Source organism: Caldimonas sp. (assembly GCF_046289365.1).
In the GTDB taxonomy this organism is placed as follows: domain Bacteria; phylum Pseudomonadota; class Gammaproteobacteria; order Burkholderiales; family Burkholderiaceae_C; genus Caldimonas.
The window spans coordinates 1-2,316 of sequence record NZ_JBKBVU010000318.1 but is presented as its reverse complement, the minus strand read 5'-3'; the positions used below and the strand labels follow the sequence as shown (position 1 = coordinate 2,316).

Genomic DNA, 2,316 nt, shown 5'->3' with positions numbered 1-2,316 from the left:
GGCTCATCGACGACGCGAAGCGCGTCGTCGTCCTGACCGGCGCCGGCATCTCGATGGATTCCGGCATACCGGATTTCCGCGGCCCGCAGGGGGTGTGGACGCTCAACCCCAAAGCCGAGCGCATCTTCGCCCACCCGGCGATTGAAAAGCGCCACAGTGTGCTTCCCGATGCCGCGGCCTTCTTCGCCGATCGCCCCGGGGCGGGGGCGCGCAACGCCGTTTTCGCCGCCGAGGCGCCCACTTTGGCCACCTGGGCGGCCACGCAGGCCCTCGCGGCCGGGGGCGTGGCCGCCAGCGACATCGACGCGCTGGTGACGATCACCTGCACGGGCTACATGACGCCGGGGCTCGACATCCTGGTGGCGAAGGACCTGGGCATGCGCCAAGACCTGCGCCGCTTCGCGCTCGGCGGCATGGGCTGCTACGCGACCTTTCCCGGGCTGAACCTGGCGCGCCAGGCCCTGCTCCACGGCGCGCAGCAGCTTTTGCAAGGTGATGGGCTTTTCCAGGAAGGCCATGGCACCGTGCTTGGTGGCTTCCACGGCGGTGTCGATGGTGCCGTGCCCGGACATCATGATCACCGGCATCGTGAGTTGGCCACTGGCCCCCCATTCCTTGAGCAAGGTGATGCCGTCAACATCGGGCATCCAGATGTCGAGCAGCACGAGATCGGGCTGCATCCGCTCACGCAAGGCGCGCGCCTGGGCGGCGTTCTCGGCCAGCTCCACGGTGTGCCCCTCGTCAGCCAGGATCTCCGACAGCAATGCGCGGATGCCGAGCTCGTCGTCTACTACAAGTATGGTGGCCATGCGGGTGGTCAGGCCCCTGGGCGGGCACCTGGGGTTGCGGTGTCGTCGCGGCCGTCTTCCTGGACGGGCGCAAACCTGGAAAATGATATCGAAACTTGGGCCCCCCTCACGTCGGGGTTCTTCCCTCGCTGCGCGCCACCCAGCCCTTCGGAGTTGGTGAGGTTGGTCAGGCGGATGCGCGCAGCATGTTCGTCGCAGATCTTCTTCACCACGGCCAGGCCCAGGCCGGTGCCCTTGCTCTTGGTGGTGACGTAGGGCTCGAAGGCGCGTTTGAGCACCTTGTCGAGAAAGCCCGGGCCGTTGTCGGCCACGACCAAGCGCACCGCGCGCAGCTCGCCGGTGTCGGTGCGTGCAGCCTCGGTGTGCACCCGCACCTGGCCCTGGGGCCGGTCGGCCACGGCGTCCAGGGCATTTTGCAGCAGGTTGTGGATGACTTGGCGCAACTGGGTGGCATCGCCCAGGATCGGCGGCAGGCCAGGCTCGAGGTCGACCTTCAGCCGGCCCTCTTCCTGCACCGAGCCATACAGCACGAGCACTTCGCCGACCAGAGCGTTGAGGTCGATCGGGTGCAATTGGGCCGAGGGCAGGCGGGCATAGTCGCGGAATTCGTTGACAAGCTGCTTCATGCTGCCCACCTGGCTGACGATGGTGCCCACGGCCTTGGACAGGAGCTGGCGGTCGGCGTCGTCGAGCTTGGCTTCGAGCTTGTGCTGCAGCCGCTCGGCCGAGAGCTGGATGGGGGTGAGCGGGTTCTTGATCTCATGGGCCAGACGGCGGGCCACCTCGGCCCAGGCGATGGAACGCTGGGCCGACATGACTTCGGTGATGTCGTCAAAGACGATCAGCCGCGCCTGCTGCGGCAGCCAGGCACCCCGCACGAGCAGGGTCATGGGCTCGCGCTCGACGCCAGCGTCGGCGCCTGCCAGCTCGAAGGACTGCTGCCAGTGGTCGCGCTCGCCACCTTCGTTGCCGGCGGCATGTTGCTCGAATTGCTGATCGATTGCGGCGGCAAAGTCCTGCAGGCCAGGCACCTCGGTCAGCGTGCGGCCTTGGTAGGCCCCCAGCGGCAGGCGCAGGATGCGCGTGGCGCTGGGGTTGACGGTGTCGATGTGGCCGTGGGCATCGAAGACGATCACGCCGGCGGTGAGGTTGTCCAGGATGGTCTGCAGATTGGTCTTGGCGCCCTCGAGTTCGCTCAGGCTGCGCTGGACGAGCGAGCGCGCATCGGACAATTGCTGGGTCATGTCGGCGAACGAGCGCGTGAGGCCGCCGAGTTCGTCGCGCGAGGTGAAGACAGGTTTGGGTGTGAGGTCGCCGCGGGCCACTTGACGCACGCCTTCGGCCAGCAGCAGCAGCGGTCGGGCGAGCTGGTTGCCCAGGGCGACGGCGAGCAGCACCGCGCCGAAGACGGCCAGGATGAGCGCCAGCGTGAGCGTGCCCAGATACATGCGCTTGAGGCCTTCGCGCGCCAGCGCGCGCTGCTGGTACTCGCGGTAGGCGTTTTGTA

Annotated in this window: 1 protein-coding gene and 2 pseudogenes; 1 reads left to right on the top strand and 2 read right to left on the bottom strand. The window is 67.7% G+C overall.

What is annotated here, in order from left to right:
- Positions 1 to 53: 53 nt before the first annotated feature.
- Positions 54 to 407, top strand: a pseudogene (locus ACK42S_RS17540) (hypothetical protein); the annotation flags it as partial.
- Here the strand turns inward: ACK42S_RS17540 and ACK42S_RS17535 are convergent.
- Both ACK42S_RS17535 and ACK42S_RS17530 read right to left on the bottom strand, forming a co-directional pair.
- Positions 366 to 809, bottom strand: a pseudogene (locus ACK42S_RS17535) (response regulator); the annotation flags it as partial. The pseudogenes ACK42S_RS17540 and ACK42S_RS17535 overlap by 42 nt on opposite strands.
- A gap of 8 nt (positions 810 to 817) precedes the next feature.
- A partial coding sequence (locus ACK42S_RS17530; protein ID WP_409710638.1) for a sensor histidine kinase occupies positions 818 to 2,316 on the bottom strand: 1,499 nt, incomplete at its 5' end.